Annotated in this window: 14 protein-coding genes; 8 read left to right on the forward strand and 6 right to left on the reverse strand. The window is 66.7% G+C overall.

Going from position 1 to position 13,109, the window contains the following annotated elements; translation table 11 throughout:
* Window positions 1-279: 279 nt before the first annotated feature.
* The 5 genes from ACQ860_RS06925 to ACQ860_RS06945 form a co-directional block, all read right to left on the reverse strand.
* Window positions 280-693, reverse strand: coding sequence for a hypothetical protein (locus tag ACQ860_RS06925; RefSeq protein WP_431302677.1), 414 nt, complete (start codon window positions 691-693; stop codon window positions 280-282).
* A gap of 3 nt (window positions 694-696) precedes the next feature.
* Window positions 697-1,050 (reverse strand): hypothetical protein, encoded by a 354-nt coding sequence (locus tag ACQ860_RS06930; RefSeq protein WP_431302678.1) that lies wholly within the window; start codon window positions 1,048-1,050, stop codon window positions 697-699.
* Between the two features lie 107 nt (window positions 1,051-1,157).
* The gene (locus ACQ860_RS06935; RefSeq protein ID WP_431302679.1) at window positions 1,158-1,550 is read right to left on the reverse strand and encodes a hypothetical protein; all 393 of its coding nucleotides are present in this window, start codon (window positions 1,548-1,550) and stop codon (window positions 1,158-1,160) included.
* A complete protein-coding gene (locus ACQ860_RS06940) occupies window positions 1,547-2,083 on the reverse strand; it encodes a hypothetical protein (RefSeq protein WP_431302680.1) in 537 nt (178 codons plus the stop codon). The genes ACQ860_RS06935 and ACQ860_RS06940 overlap by 4 nt, the downstream gene beginning before the upstream one ends.
* Complete coding sequence (locus ACQ860_RS06945) at window positions 2,083-2,607, reverse strand: hypothetical protein (RefSeq protein ID WP_431302681.1); 525 nt, start codon at window positions 2,605-2,607, stop codon at window positions 2,083-2,085. Before ACQ860_RS06945 ends, ACQ860_RS06940 begins: the two co-directional genes overlap by 1 nt.
* A 562-nt stretch (window positions 2,608-3,169) precedes the next feature.
* On the opposite strand from ACQ860_RS06945, the gene ACQ860_RS06950 reads away from it, so the two are divergent.
* The 7 genes from ACQ860_RS06950 to ACQ860_RS06980 all read left to right on the forward strand — a co-directional run bounded on the left by ACQ860_RS06950 (window position 3,170) and on the right by ACQ860_RS06980 (window position 9,964).
* Complete coding sequence (locus ACQ860_RS06950) at window positions 3,170-5,020, forward strand: ribonucleoside-diphosphate reductase subunit alpha (protein ID WP_431302682.1); 1,851 nt, start codon at window positions 3,170-3,172, stop codon at window positions 5,018-5,020.
* A gap of 223 nt (window positions 5,021-5,243) precedes the next feature.
* On the forward strand, window positions 5,244-6,299 hold the full coding sequence (locus ACQ860_RS06955) for a ribonucleotide-diphosphate reductase subunit beta (protein WP_431302683.1): 1,056 nt from the start codon (window positions 5,244-5,246) through the stop codon (window positions 6,297-6,299).
* A 56-nt stretch (window positions 6,300-6,355) separates the two neighbouring features.
* Window positions 6,356-7,054 carry an SCO family protein gene (locus ACQ860_RS06960; protein ID WP_431302684.1) on the forward strand — a complete coding sequence of 233 codons (699 nt, stop codon included), beginning with the start codon at window positions 6,356-6,358 and terminating at the stop codon, window positions 7,052-7,054.
* A 79-nt stretch (window positions 7,055-7,133) separates the two neighbouring features.
* Window positions 7,134-7,421 carry a hypothetical protein gene (locus ACQ860_RS06965; protein ID WP_431302685.1) on the forward strand — a complete coding sequence of 96 codons (288 nt, stop codon included), beginning with the start codon at window positions 7,134-7,136 and terminating at the stop codon, window positions 7,419-7,421.
* A 77-nt stretch (window positions 7,422-7,498) separates the two neighbouring features.
* The gene (locus ACQ860_RS06970) at window positions 7,499-8,212 is read left to right on the forward strand and encodes a response regulator (protein WP_431302686.1); all 714 of its coding nucleotides are present in this window, start codon (window positions 7,499-7,501) and stop codon (window positions 8,210-8,212) included.
* 4 nt (window positions 8,213-8,216) lie between these two features.
* Entirely contained in the window at window positions 8,217-9,011 is a 795-nt protein-coding gene (locus ACQ860_RS06975; RefSeq protein ID WP_431302687.1) for an SDR family NAD(P)-dependent oxidoreductase, read from the forward strand.
* Window positions 9,012-9,292: 281 nt separating this feature from the next.
* Window positions 9,293-9,964: a PEP-CTERM sorting domain-containing protein gene (locus tag ACQ860_RS06980; protein WP_431302688.1), complete on the forward strand. Its 672-nt coding sequence runs from the start codon at window positions 9,293-9,295 to the stop codon at window positions 9,962-9,964.
* Between the two features lie 49 nt (window positions 9,965-10,013).
* Here the strand turns inward: ACQ860_RS06980 and htpG are convergent, their stop codons facing one another.
* Entirely contained in the window at window positions 10,014-11,831 is a 1,818-nt protein-coding gene (gene htpG / locus ACQ860_RS06985; protein WP_431302689.1) for a molecular chaperone HtpG, read from the reverse strand.
* 124 nt (window positions 11,832-11,955) lie between these two features.
* Here htpG and ACQ860_RS06990 point away from each other — a divergent pair, with 124 nt between their 5' ends.
* Entirely contained in the window at window positions 11,956-13,107 is a 1,152-nt protein-coding gene (locus tag ACQ860_RS06990) for a mandelate racemase/muconate lactonizing enzyme family protein (protein ID WP_431302690.1), read from the forward strand.
* Window positions 13,108-13,109: the final 2 nt, after the last annotated feature.

Raw genomic sequence — 13,109 nt, forward strand, 5'->3', positions numbered from 1 at the left:
GAAACTGAGTTTCTTGGATCTTCCGACTGATGAGGGTGCAGAGGACCATTCCTCTGCCAGGGGTCCGGCAGATAGGTCTCGACCTTGCCGTCGACCCGCATGCCCAAGATCGCAGGGAGGGCGGGGACGCAGACCGCCTGGTTTGCTGGTGATGGCGCGACGCAGATCCGTGCACCTCCCGTTCAGCGAGGATGGCGTCCAAACCGAGGGGTGGCGACCGGAGTCAACTGAATGGTGCTTGTGCAATGAGCCTGACTGCCATGGCATTTAACGAGGAGGTCAGTCGATTGGATTTGCATCCAGGAAGAGGGCTTGCGACAGAGCCTCGAAGAACCGCTGGAAAGGCGCTGGGTCTGATAGTTCGTGCTGATTTAACTGACCGGAAGCGCGGACCTGTATTCGTGTCTGACCCAAGGGTCTAATCGAGACCGTCAGCCGCACAAGTTGTGCGCCATAACGAGTTGCGCTTACCGTGCCCAGCACATTGTCTGCCCGGTCGATGACAAATCCGAGGTCCTGCAGACTGGAGATCACACCTCGAAATACGGCTTGCTGGTCTGCCGTGTCGAAAACCCGTGTGGAAATCGCCCGCTGTGCTGCTTGGCTATTGCTTGTGGCGAGGATCTGCTGGCGGCTATCCATTTGACAGGCCGCCAAGGAGATCATGAGCAAGAGGGGGATCGCGCGCACCATGATTCAGATCTCGTTCGCCGTCAAAAAAAGCGACTGGGACATGCGTTCGAAAAAGTCACGGTAGAGCTGCGGATCGTCGAGCACTTCGCCCATGGCCAGCATCGCGCCAGGACGAGGAACAACGCGCTGAAATGTTGCGCGTGCCACGGTGGCGTCACGGCCAGGCAACCGGCGAACGGATATCTGCACACGAATCCGAGCACCAGTGAGCTTCAACGCGGTTACGAGTCCAGCCTCCGCCTGTGTCTCTTCGATTGTAAACCCGGAGTCCTGCAAAGCCCCTACAGCGGCCTGGAGCACTTGAGCTGAATTAGCGGTTTCAAAGCGACGAGTTTCGCGAGCACGCGCTACGTTCACGGGCTCTCCGCGCGCGATCGCAGCCCCCTGCTGCTCCGGTGTAGGAGCACAGCCGGGGCCGATTGTGGCGAGTGCTGCAAGCAAAAGAGACACCCTCCTTTGCATCCTTAGAAACTACTCGATCGATAGGTGAAGTCCCGAACACGGCTTGCCTCATCGAACCGGATAATGACCGTGAGCGTCCGTTGCGTGGTGCTCGCCGCCGCATTTGACGACCCGACACCCGCGATGAGCAGAGTGCCATAGGCACTCGTCGCCGCTGCCACCCGCTCGGTGGAAATCCTGTCGTACACCCAGGTCTCGCGGCGACGCTCATCCGTGGTTACGATATTTGGAGAGCCCAGCGCGGCGGCGACTTCGGCGCCGCTCATTCCTTGACGTATCTCTCTCTGCACCGTTCCCAACGTGAGGCGCTGGTCCGGCACCTGCGCCGCAGGTGGTGGCGGAGCAACGCATCCCGTCAGTAGAACAAGGCCGGCAAGGGCCATCGGCTTGATCATCTTGCGCTTCCTTGCGTTTGAGATGCTGCGGGCGCCGCCGTCGGGTTGCCGCTGCGTGTGGGCGCTCTCTCTGCAACAGGCCTAACCGCCTCTGGCACCTGATCCGCTTCCGCCACCTGCGCGAGTTGGCGATGCATCATATCCCCCAGGGGCGTGAAGAAGTTCTGCGAGTAGAACTCTGGGCTGTCGACCTGGGCTTCCTGACCAAGGCCCAGCAGGGTTGCATTGGCACGAACAACGGTCTGGCCTGGAGGGCGCGGCTGCACAACCACTGCCAGTCGTAGGCCAGCCTGGCGCGTCGCTGAAACGGTTCCGGTCGCAGCGTCAGCGCGGGTGATCCGATAGCCAAGGTCATGCAGTGTCGCGATCACGCCACGCATCACGTCGTCGGGGTCACCAGTTACGGTTCGCGTCTGCATGAAGCGAAGTTCCGTCGCGGGCTTCCGGCTTTCCACGAACTCAACCTGGCGCTCTTGGGCACACCCTGCCACTGACAGCGCAGAGGCCAAGACCAAGACTGTGCGACGTTCCATCATGCACTCCTCGCCAAGCCCGAGCGGACCGCCTCGAAGAAGCCCTGAGAAAACTCCTGGGATGTCAGAAGCTCAACGCGCGATGTCCCTTGATTCGTCGTGATGATGCGCTCGAAGGAGACGCGGACATCAGTGGCACGCGGCCCCGCCGGCCGCGTCGTGATCGTTGCGCGGATCACCTGATCCGTATCCCAGATCGGGGTATATTGAACACCCAGGAGCGCCAATCCGATCGTCAAGGCGACCTGCCCGACGACTTGGCCTGTTTCCGTTGCATCGCGATCTTTGCTGCCAGCGAGAACACCGTAGCGCGGGGCGCTCTCTTCCACGGTGAATCCAAGGTCCTGCAGAACTTGGGTGACTTCCGAAAGCACCCGCTGCTCAGAAGCGTTTTCGATTCTTGTTGATTGGCGCGCACGGATTTCGGCGGCATCAGAACGAGGCGCTCCGATTTGGAGAGCCGCCCGATTGGCCCACTCAGGATCCTGGCAGCCGATCACGGGAAAGGCGAGCAACAGAACCAATGGCAAGCGTCTTGATACCATAAGCATTTAACCCGTGCCCCCCTTCCAGCCTGATGTGATGCACCCCACGATGTTGCGAAGATAATATTCTTCCTTCACATATGAAAGATGTGGCGGAAGCGTGCACTGACAGTTCCAGCGCGATGGCCTCTTCTCAGTTCATTCGGCGATGGGCCGCAGGGCCCGGCACGCGAGTGCGCCGATGCAGTTGGTCGGTTGGAGGGCAGCGGCGGCGCGCCTCGGCACCTCCCCCGATTCCATCCACAGCCCCGCCCTTCCTGTGGATTCGGGGGATGCTTTCCATCACGCCCGGATTCCGCTTCCCCCCACATCCTGTGGCTGCCATGACACACCCGGGCGGTGTTCGTGATGGACGCCGCCCCCGCGACAGGATATGAACGAACCCAGAACATCGGCGGAGTTACAAGACTTTCCCGCGGGGGAAGTTGGGCACCGCAACCACAGCATGTGGTGGCCGTTAACCCCGCGGTGTCTATATCTAGTTGCCGAGCGCCAGGGCTTCGGGCATACACCGGGGCCGGGGAATTGAGGGGGAAGTACCGTGTTCGATGCCGTTCAGCTTCAGGGCCACTTCCAGGTGCAGGTGGATCGCAGCCGCGACGCCCTGCTGACGGATTTCGGCCGCGCGACACTCGATGACCGCTACCTCCTGCCCGGCGAGTCCTACCAGGACCTCTTCGCCCGCGTGGCCTCGGCCTATGGCGATGACGCGGCCCATTCGCAGCGCCTCTACGACTACATCAGCAAGCTCTGGTTCATGCCGGCGACGCCGGTGCTGTCCAATGGCGGCACCACGCGCGGCCTGCCCATCTCCTGCTTCCTGAACGAGGCGAATGACAGCCTCGATTCCATCGTGGGCCTCTGGAACGAGAATGTCTGGCTCGCCTCCAAGGGCGGCGGCATCGGCTCCTACTGGGGCAATCTCCGCAGCCTGGGCGAGAAGGTCGGCCAGAACGGCAAGACCTCGGGCATCGTGCCCTTCATCCGCGTGATGGACAGCCTGACGCTCGCCATCTCCCAGGGCTCGCTGCGCCGCGGCTCGGCGGCCGTATACCTGCCCGTCTCCCACCCGGAGATCGAGGAATTCATCGAGATCCGCCGCCCGACCGGCGGCGACCCGAACCGCAAGGCGCTGAACCTGCACCACGGCATCCTGCTGTCGGACAAGTTCATGCGCGCCGTCGAAGCCGATGAGGCCTGGGCGCTGACCTCGCCCAAGGATGGCGCCATCGTGCGCACCATCTCGGCCCGCTCGCTCTGGATCCGCATGCTGACCGCCCGCATCGAAACGGGCGAGCCCTACTTCATCTACTCCGACCACGTGAACAACGCGCGGCCCGAGCACCACAAGCTCGCCGGCCTCGAGGTGAAGACCTCCAACCTCTGCTCCGAGATCACGCTGCCCACCGGCATCGACCAGCATGGCGAGCAGCGCACGGCCGTGTGCTGCCTCTCCTCGCTGAACCTCGAGACCTGGATGGAGTGGAAGGACGACCCGCTCTTCATCACCGATGTCATGCGCTTCCTGGACAATGTGCTCCAGAACTTCATCGACACCGCGCCGGACAGCATGGCCAAGGCCCGCTATTCCGCGATGCGCGAGCGCTCGGTCGGCCTCGGCGTCATGGGCTTCCACTCCTTCCTGCAAGGCATGGGCGTGCCCTTCGAGAGCGTGATCGCGAAGGTCTGGAACAAGAAGATGTTCCGCCACATCCGCACCCAGGCCGACAACGCCTCCCGCCTGTTGGCCGAGGAGCGCGGCCCCTGCCCGGATGCCGCGGAATACGGCTTCATGGAGCGCTTCTCGAACAAGATGGCGATCGCGCCCACCGCCTCCATTTCCATCATCTGCGGCGGCGCCTCGCCCGGCATCGAGCCGATCGCGGCCAACGTCTACAACCACAAGACGCTCTCCGGCTCCTACATCGTGCGCAACCCCTACCTGAAGAAGGTGCTGGAGCAGCACGGCCGCGATGACAGCGACACCTGGACGACCATCACGGTCAACAAAGGCTCCGTCCAGCACCTCGACTTCCTGACCGAGCAGGAAAAGGCCGTCTTCAAGACCGCCTTCGAGCTCGACCAGCGCTGGGTCGTGGAACACGCGGCCGACCGCACGCCCTTCATCTGCCAGGCGCAGTCGCTCAACCTCTTCCTGCCGGCCAATGTCCACAAGCGGGACCTGCACCAGATCCACATGATGGCGTGGAAGAAGGGCGTGAAGTCGCTCTACTACTGCCGCAGCCTCTCCATCCAGCGCGCCGACGCCGTCAGTGAAAAGGTGGTGGGCCAGAGCGATGTCATGACGCGCCATAAGGACGACGCGGTGCTGCCGCTGCAGGCGCCGGCACCGGCGAGCACCAATTATGAAGAGTGTTTGGCCTGCCAGTGAGCTGTCATGGGAGGGCTCTGCCCTCCCATACTCTCCCGGCAGGAAACTAGTTTCCTGCTCCTTCATTTATTCGATATTTTGTCGACTAAATTTTATTCTTGGCCCTTGCGAGTTTTCAGGCCGATCTAAATGCAACGAAGGTCCAGGAAACTGAGTTTCCTGGCGGGGTTTCAGGGGCGGAGCCCCTGATGAAGCATCAACATCTCAAATCCGGGGCAAAGCCATGGCTGACGGCATTTCCATTGACGAGCTTCCCGTGAAGTTCGACCTCCTGACCTCCAACCCGGTCTACAAGCCCTTCCGCTACCCCTGGGCCTATGAGGCCTGGTTGCAGCAGCAGCGCATCCATTGGCTGCCGGAGGAAGTGCCGCTCGCCGATGACGTGAAGGACTGGCAGAAGAACCTCACCCCCGGTGAGAAGAACCTGCTGACGCAGATCTTCCGCTTCTTCACCCAGGCGGATGTGGAAGTGAACAACTGTTACATGAAGCAGTACAGCCAGGTCTTCAAGCCGACCGAAGTGCTGATGATGATGTCCGCCTTCTCGAACACCGAGACGATCCACATCGCCGCCTACAGCCACCTGCTCGACACCATCGGCATGCCGGAGACCGAGTACACCGCCTTCCTCAAGTACAAGGAGATGAAGGACAAGTACGACTACATGCATGCCTTCTCGGTGGACAACAAGGTCGAGATCGCCAAGACGCTGGCCGCCTTCGGCGCCTTCACCGAGGGCCTGCAGCTCTTCGCCTCCTTCGCCATCCTCATGAACTTCCCGCGCTTCAACAAGATGAAGGGCATGGGCCAGGTCGTCAGCTGGTCCGTGCGGGATGAGACGCTGCACTGCCTCTCCGTCATCCGCCTCTTCCGCACCTTCGTGCAGGAAAACCCGGAGATCTGGACCGAGGAGCTGCGCCGCGACCTCTACCTCATCTGCGCCACCATCGTGGACCATGAGGACGCCTTCATCGACCTCGCCTTCGAGCTGGGCGGCGTCGAGGGCCTGACCGCGGATGACGTGAAGAAGTACATCCGCTTCATCGCCGACCGCCGCCTGCAGCAGCTGGGCCTCGAATCCCTCTACCACATCGAGAAGAACCCGCTGCCCTGGCTGGACGAGATGCTCAACGCCATCGAGCACACGAACTTCTTCGAGAACCGCGCGACGGAATACTCCAAGGCGTCCACCGAAGGCTCGTGGGAGGAGGCGTTTGCCGATGGCACCTTCACCTCGGCCCAGCCCGAGGGCGCCATCGAGCTCGACGCGCGGCACTGACCTGCCCCGCGCCGCGCAATATTGAAGACATGGCGGGGGGCGGCTAACTCCCCGCCATGCTGCGCATCATCCGTTTTTCGAGCATCCTCCTCCTGGCGCTGGTCGCCGGCATCTGGGCCTATGCCTGGGTGAGCAAATCGCCCGAGGAAAGCCTGGGCGAGGCCTTCGCCAACCGCCTCGCCGGCGTCTTCGGCCAGGAGGCGGTGGTGCCCACCGCGAGCGGCGGCGGCGGCATGCAGCTCCCCGCCGGCATGTCGCTCGGCGGCCCCTTCGAACTGGTGAACCAGGCCGGCCGCACCGTCACCGAGCGCGATTACGCCGGCCGCTGGCTGCTGGTCTATTTCGGCTTCACCTATTGCCCCGATGTCTGCCCGACCGAGCTCGGCACCATGGCCGCCGCCCTCGACGCGATGGGCCCCCAGGGCGAGCAGGTGACGCCGATTCTCATCACCATTGATCCGCAACGCGACACACCGGCCCAGCTGGCGGACTACGTCTCCCGCTTCCATCCGCGCCTGGAGGGCCTGACCGGCACGCCCGAGCAGATCGCCGCCGCCGCCCGCCGCTACCGCGTCTATTACGCCCGCGTGCAGCGTCCGGAGATGACGGACTACCTGATGGACCATTCCAGCTTCATCTATCTGGTCGGCCCCGACGCCAAGGTGCGCGCCCTTTTCCGCCCGGAAACCAGCCCCGAGGCCATCGCCGCCGCAGTCCAGGCGCAGCTGCGCGCACCCCGAAACCCCGGTTCGTGACTCTTGGCGAGCATCCCAAATCTAGCGCATAACCTTCCCAGGTTCGTGGTCGCCCGAGCGGCCACCAAAGGAGTTTTGCATGGCGGAAGATGATGACCGCACGGAAGGAATGGAGGAGGGCGCCCGGGCTGGCGCCGTCCCCCGCCAGGGGCGCCGCCTTTCCGACAAGATCCTCGTCGCCTTCCACCAGGCCTGCGACCAGGCCGATTTCGAGGTGGCCGAGCAGCTGCTGCGCGTGCTGGAAATGATGCTGACGCGCCGCCCCATCTCCCCCGACATCAACCGCCGCCGCAACATCGAGACACTGGTGGCCGCCCATGAGCGCCTCTGGCACCTCCGCCACCCGGAGGCGGATGGCGAGCAATAGAGGCGGCTTGTCATTCCGCCCGTGATGCGTCTCCAATGGCGCATGCTTGGGATTCGTGCCACGAATGAGACGCCGCCATGAGCGGCCCGACGCGCCTCGCCCTGGTCGAGGATGACCCGCTGCAACGGCGGATCGTCGGCGAATACCTCGCCCAGCACGGGCTGCGCCCGGCCACCTTCGCCTCCGGCGCCGAATTCAGGCGCGAACACGCGCAATCCCTGCCCGACCTCGCCCTCTTCGACGTCCATCTGGGCGAGGCGGAGGACGGCTTCGCCCTCGCCCGCTGGGCCCGCGCGCGATCCTCCCGCATGGGCATCATCATGCTGACCGCGGCCGGCGACACGGTGGACCGTGTGGTGGGCCTCGAATCCGGCGCCGATGACTACGTCACCAAGCCCTTCGAGCCGCGCGAGCTGCTGGCCCGCATCAAGGCCCTGCTGCGCCGCGCGGCGGAGGCGCCACCGCCCCCCGCCCTGCTGACCGAGATGCGCGTCGGCACCGCGCGCCTCAACCTGGAGCGCCGGGTGCTGATCCTGGCCGACGGCACGGAGGATGTGCTCTCCGCCAGCGAGTTCGACCTGCTGGCCCTGCTGGTGAGGCACCCCAACCGCCCGCTCACGCGCGAATGGCTGCTGGAGACGGCGGCGCATCGCGAGGCCGAGGTCTTCGACCGCGCGATCGACAACCGCATCATGCGCCTGCGCCGCAAGGTGGAGGCCGATCCCTCCAAGCCCGAGGCGATCCGCTCGGTGCGCGGCGTCGGCTACATCTTCGTACCACCCAAGGACTGAGCTGATGCGCTTCCAGGACAAGATCGTCCTCCTCACCGGCGCGGGCTCGGTCGGGCCCGGCTGGGGCAATGGCCGCGCCGCCGCCGTCGCCTTCGCGGCCGAGGGCGCCACGGTCATCGGCGTGGACCGGGACCCCGCCGCCATGGCCGAGACCGCCCAGCGCATCGCCGAGGCCCAAGGCCGCTTCGAGCCCGTCACCTGCGACGTGACGGACCACGCCGCCATCGCCGCCATGGTCGAGGGGGTCGCCGCCCGCCACGGGCGGATCGACGTGCTGGTGAACAATGTCGGCGGCTCGGCCCGCGGTGGGCCCGTCGAGATGAGCGAGGAGGTCTGGGATCTCCAGATCGACCTCAACCTGAAGAGCGTGTTCCTCACCTGCAAGCATGTGCTGCCGCGCATGGTGGGGGCCGGGGGCGGCGCGATCGTGAACCTCGCCTCCACCTCCGGCACGCGCTGGACCGGCGCGGCGCAGGTGGCCTATGCGGCCTCCAAGGCGGCGGTGATCCAGTTCTCCAAGGTCGTCGCCGTCGAATACGCGTCGCGCGGCGTCCGCGTGAACACGGTGGTCCCGGGCCAGATGCACACGCCCATGGTCGAGGCGCGACTCGCCGGCCAGCGCACCGGCGGTGATGTGGGGGCGCTGCTGGCCCAGCGCCTCAGGCGCATCCCATTGGGCTTCGCGGGGGATGGGCGGGACACGGCGGCCGCCGTGCTCTTCCTCGCCTCGGATGAGGCGCGCTTCATCACGGGGACCGAGATCGTGGTGGATGGCGGCATGTCCGCCCGCTGCGACTGAGGCGCGGGGCCGCGCGGCCGCCACACCGTCCGCCGCTGGAACCAGGCCACGGCCTGCGGCCCCGAAAGGGACGACGCCCGCTGGCGCCGCGCGATGATTCCTGACGGCGCGGCCATGTCGCTTGTCGGCGGACTTGCCGCCCCATGCTGGGAATCATCAGCAAGACACTGAAATATAATGCATTTTTCAGTGGCACGGCAGTTGCGCACCAGGCCCTGTCGGCCCTTTCGGCCGGCGCCGGGGCGCAAGCCCGCGCCCGGCTTCGCCCCTGGAGAGAACGCATGGAACTGAAACTCGCACACAGCTGGAAGGGCTGGCTGCCCGGCCTTCTGCTCGCCGGCGGCCTGGCCCTGGGGGCCGCACCCGGCGCCGAGGCCGCCACCATCCTCACCCTCGACAATGGGCCCGGCACCACCGTCTATCAGCAGACACTGAACAGCCCCTGCGTGATCGGCGACCCCTCCTGCAACAACCCGCCCGGCTTCGCGCAGACCACCATCCCCGCCGGCGCCGGCGGAGAGAACTACACGCTCGACTCGCCGACCTACACGGTGGGCCAGGTGCGCTCCATCGTGGGCGACCAGTTCCTGGTCGGCATTGACGTGAACACCACGACGCAGCCGCTGGCGACGGAGCGCCTGGTCAGCTTCACCGCCACCATCGGCGGCGTGGTCGCCTATGAGTATACGGGCAACCAGCAGCTCTTCGTGAACAACAACGGCAACGGCTTCTCGGATGCGCTGCTGCGCAGCTTCGACCTGACGGGCATCGCCGCCAACACGCCGATCTTCTTCACCGCCTCGGTGGCGAATGCGACGGATGGCCGCGAGGAATTCTTCCTGGTCCGTGGCGGTACGACGAGCGTGCCCGAGCCCGCCTCGCTCGCGCTCTTCGGCGCCGGCCTGCTGGGCCTCGGCCTGGCCCGCCGCGCCAGGGCGAAACGCCTGGCCTGACGCAGGGGGCTGAACGAGGGGGTGGCGGAGCACCCCCTCGCCTCTTTTCTCACCCCGCCAGCGCCGCCGCCACGCGGCGCGCGAAATCCGCCGGGTCACGCGGCGCATCGCCATCCTGCAGCCGCGCCAGGTCGAAGATCAGCCCCGCCTGCTCGGCCAGCGCCGCGTCATCCAGGCCGCCCTCGGCCAGCTTGGTGATCAGCGCGTGGCGCGGATTCACCTCCAGCACCGGCAGGCCGCCCGCGAAGCCGCGCCCCGCGCGCCGCAGCAGCCGCTGCATGGCGAGGTCCGGGCCGAATTCGCCGGCCGCCAGCACCGCGGCACTCTCCACCAGCCGGTCCGTCGCCCGCACCTCGGAGACATGCTCCGAGAGCGCGGTCTTCAGCCGCTCCAGCAGCGCCGAGACATCGGGCGCGGCCGCCTCGTCCTCGGCGGGGGCGAGCTTCGCCGCGCCCTGGGTGATGCTGCGGATCGGCTTGCCGTCGAACTCGGAGAGCCGCTCCGGCCAGAAGGCGTCGATCTGCTCGGAGAGCAGCAGCACCTCGAGCCCGCGCGCGCGATAACCCTCCAGCTGCGGCGACTTGGCCAGCGCGGCCGCATCGTCGCCCACCAGGATATGGATCGCCTCCTGCCCCTCCTTCATCCGCGCCACATACTCGGCGAGCGAGGTCCAGCCCTCCACCGCCGTCGAGCGGAAGCGCAGCAGCCCCGCCACATCCTTCTGGTGCTCGCCCGGCTCCCAGACGCCCTCCTTCAGGACGCTGCCGAAATTCTCCCAGAATTTCGCATAGCCCTCGGCGTCCTTCGCCTTGCTCTTCAGCTCGGACAGCACGCGGTTCGTGACGGCGCGGCGGATGCGCGCCAGCACCGGGGTCGCCTGCAGCATCTCGCGCGAGACGTTGAGCGGCAGGTCCTCCGTGTCCACCACGCCGTGGACGAAGCGCAGGAAGGGCGGCAGCAGCTCGGCCTCGTCGGTGATGAACATGCGGCGCACATGCAGCCGCACGCGGCTCACCCGCTCCTCCTCCACCGCCTGGAAGGGCTTCATGCCGGGGATGAAGAGCAGCGCCGAGAAATCCAGCGCGCCCTCCGCCCGCCAATGCAGCGTGGCCCAGGGGCTGTCGAACATGTGGCCGAGGTGGCGATAGAATTCGGTGTAGCTCTCCTCGCTCACCTCCGCCTTGGGCTTCTGCCAGAGCGCCGTGCCCTCATTGGCCGCCTCCTCCTTGCCCTCGTTCACGACGAGGATGGGGATGGCGATGTGGTCCGCCCATTTGCGGATGATGGCCTTGAGGCGGAAGGGCTCCAGGAACTCCTCCGCATCGGCCTTCATGTGCAGCACGATGTCGGTGCCGGCATCGGCGCGCTCGGCCGGCGCCAGCGTGTAGTCGCCCTTGCCCTCGGAGGCCCAGAGCCAGGCCTCCTCCGTGCCGGCGCGGCGCGAGGTGACTTCCACGCGCTCGGCCACCATGAAGGCCGAGTAGAAGCCCACGCCGAACTGGCCGATCAGGCTCGGCTTCTCGCTGGCGGGCGCATCGGCCAGCGATTGCGCGAAGGCCCGCGTGCCCGAGCGCGCGATGGTGCCCAGGTGCTGCGCCAGCTCGGCCTTGCCCATGCCGATGCCGGCATCGCTGATCGTCAGCGTGCGCGCGGCCTTGTCCGGCGTGATGCGGAGCTTCGCTTCCGCCGGCAGGGCCAGCGCCTCATTGGTCAGCGCCTCGAAGCGGCGGCGATCCGTCGCATCCGCCGCATTGGCCACCAGTTCGCGCAGAAAGATCTCGCGCTCCGAGTAGAGCGCATGCACCACGAGGTCGAGCAGCCGCCCCACCTCCGCGCCGAATTCGTGCCGTTCCACCGTCTCGCTCATGCTGCCTCCAGTCTGAAAATCGGGCCGGGCGCGATATGCGCGGCGCGGCGCGCGCTTTCAACCACCCGCGCTTGCGCCTCCGCGCGCCCCCGGCAAAGCTGGCCCCGGCACAAGGGAGGGCAGGATGCGGATCGCCGCGGTCGAGTTCCTGGGCGTGAATGTCACGCCCAAGACCAATTGGTGCTTCCTGCTGCTCCGCACCACCTGCGGCCGCACCGGCACCGGCGAATGCACCCTCTCGGACCATGAGGCGCTGCTCGCCGCCGAGGCCGCGCGCCTGGCGCCCGGCCTGATCGGCGAGGACGCGCGGGCCCGCAACCGCCTGGCGCGGCTGCTGCCGCATGCGCCGGGCGGCCTCGTCACCCACAGCCTCGTCTCCGCGCTGGAGCAGGCGCTGTGGGATCTCGCGGGCCAGGAAGCGGGCCGCCCCATCCATGCCCTGCAGGGCGGCGCCTTGCGCGAGACCGTGCCGCTCTACGCCAACATCAACCGCGGCGCCGACCCGCGCACGCCCGAGGGCTTCGCCGCCGCGGCCCGGCGCGCCGTGGCCAGCGGCTTCCGCGCCGTGAAGCTCGCTCCCTTCGAGCCCATGGTCTGGGAGGACGCCGCCAACCCCGCCCAGCGCGCCGCCTATGCCGAAGGGCTCGCCCGCATCGCCGCCGTGCGCGACGCCGTGGGCCCTGGCGTGGATGTGATGGTGGACGCGCATTGGCGCTTCTCGCCGGGCGGCGCGGCGGGCCTCATCCGCGACCTCGCCCCCCTCGACCTCTTCTGGCTGGAATGCCCCGTCGCCGAGGCCAACCACGCCGAGATCCGCCGGCTGCGCGGCCTGGCCAACGCGCAGGGCATGCGCCTCGCCGGCGCCGAGACGCTCGCCGGCCTCGCCGCCTATCGCAGGATCATCGAGGCCGGCTGCTATGACGTGCTGATGCCCGACATCAAATATGCGGGCGGGCATGGCGAGATCACCCGCATCGCCGCCCTGGCCCAGACCGCCGGCATCGAGATCGCGCCCCACAACCCGACGGGGCCCATCTGCCACGGCCATTCCGTGCAGCTTTGCGCGACGCTCCCCAACCTGCTGCCGCTCGAAGTCCAGTTCGGCGAGACGGAGCGCTTCTTCACCATGACGCGGGGCGCGGACCAGCGCTTCTCGGATGGCTGCGCCCCCCTGCCCGCCACCCCCGGCCTCGGCCTCGCGCTCGACGAAGCCGCGGCGCGCGAAACCCCCTGGCAGCCCATGGCGCGGCCCTGGCTGGACCCACGCCTGGGCTGACC

The sequence above is a fragment of the Sediminicoccus sp. BL-A-41-H5 genome, assembly GCF_050632405.1.
In the GTDB taxonomy this organism is placed as follows: Bacteria; Pseudomonadota; Alphaproteobacteria; order Acetobacterales; family Acetobacteraceae; genus Roseococcus.

Bases quoted from the DNA above. Each gene is read 5' to 3' on its own strand.
- ACQ860_RS06925 (WP_431302677.1), bottom strand. From the start codon at position 693: ATGGTGCGCGCGATCCCCCTCTTGCTCATGATCTCCTTGGCGGCCTGT.
- ACQ860_RS06935 (WP_431302679.1), bottom strand. From the start codon at position 1,550: ATGATCAAGCCGATGGCCCTTGCCGGCCTTGTTCTACTGACGGGATGC.
- ACQ860_RS06940 (WP_431302680.1), bottom strand. From the start codon at position 2,083: ATGGAACGTCGCACAGTCTTGGTCTTGGCCTCTGCGCTGTCAGTGGCA.
- ACQ860_RS06955 (WP_431302683.1), top strand. From the start codon at position 5,244: ATGGCTGACGGCATTTCCATTGACGAGCTTCCCGTGAAGTTCGACCTC.
- ACQ860_RS06960 (WP_431302684.1), top strand. From the start codon at position 6,356: ATGCTGCGCATCATCCGTTTTTCGAGCATCCTCCTCCTGGCGCTGGTC.
- ACQ860_RS06965 (WP_431302685.1), top strand. From the start codon at position 7,134: ATGGCGGAAGATGATGACCGCACGGAAGGAATGGAGGAGGGCGCCCGG.
- ACQ860_RS06970 (WP_431302686.1), top strand. From the start codon at position 7,499: ATGAGCGGCCCGACGCGCCTCGCCCTGGTCGAGGATGACCCGCTGCAA.
- ACQ860_RS06975 (WP_431302687.1), top strand. From the start codon at position 8,217: ATGCGCTTCCAGGACAAGATCGTCCTCCTCACCGGCGCGGGCTCGGTC.
- ACQ860_RS06980 (WP_431302688.1), top strand. From the start codon at position 9,293: ATGGAACTGAAACTCGCACACAGCTGGAAGGGCTGGCTGCCCGGCCTT.
- htpG (WP_431302689.1), bottom strand. From the start codon at position 11,831: ATGAGCGAGACGGTGGAACGGCACGAATTCGGCGCGGAGGTGGGGCGG.
- ACQ860_RS06990 (WP_431302690.1), top strand. From the start codon at position 11,956: ATGCGGATCGCCGCGGTCGAGTTCCTGGGCGTGAATGTCACGCCCAAG.